The organism is Vibrio mexicanus (assembly GCF_001012815.1).
GTDB lineage: Bacteria > Pseudomonadota > Gammaproteobacteria > Enterobacterales > Vibrionaceae > Vibrio > Vibrio mexicanus.
In genome coordinates this window covers 1-670 of sequence record NZ_JYJP01000138.1, presented here as the reverse complement: position 1 = coordinate 670, position 670 = coordinate 1, and the positions used below count along the sequence as shown (strand labels likewise).

The 670-nt window shown below is 41.8% G+C and carries 1 pseudogene; it reads left to right on the top strand.

Going from position 1 to position 670, the window contains the following annotated elements:
- Window positions 1–631 (top strand): annotated as a pseudogene (locus UA76_RS23915) (hypothetical protein); the annotation flags it as partial.
- Window positions 632–670: the final 39 nt, after the last annotated feature.

Below are 670 nucleotides of genomic sequence, written 5' to 3'. Positions count from 1 at the left end.
CCAAAAGAAGAATCGAGATGAACCCGAATGGGTCAACAAAACCATGGTGACTATTGCTTGGGTTTGTTCGGTTGGTTGTATTTTTGCGGTAGCTATAGCTGGCCCTATGGCACTGGCAGGCTCCGGAGTATTAATACTTTTAGCATTCGGTATGACAAAGCGCAATCCGCAAAACCAAGTGGAAACAGAGGTTGCATTCAAAAACGATTGGCTTTTTGCGCATTACAATAAAAAGCGTAAGGTCATTCAACTATTTCATAAATCCGAAGATTGTACTTATGCAGACGTTGCACAAACAATGGTTATGAGATCTCATGGGCGCTGGAGCAGTTACCTCTTCTTTAATAGCGTTGATGAGCTTGAACATGTACTTAACTATCTCTCGAGCAATTTAGGGCTAGAGTGCATAAAAGTCGAAGACCCTAAATCCTTATTTGGTGTTGAAGGTGTATCGCCAGATCGCATACTAAGCATCCCCACTCGCTCAAAAACTTATTTGGCCGCAGATTCTTTCAAGCTAAAGGAAACCAAAGCTGAACTTCCTGAGTGGAAATACCTTAGAGGTGAAAAATGGCTAACTAAACAGGAACTAAACAACCCAGAAGCAAACAGTATTTCTATGGTGGAGTAACCCTTGGCTTATTTACCCTTTTACCTCACTCCAGAAGAA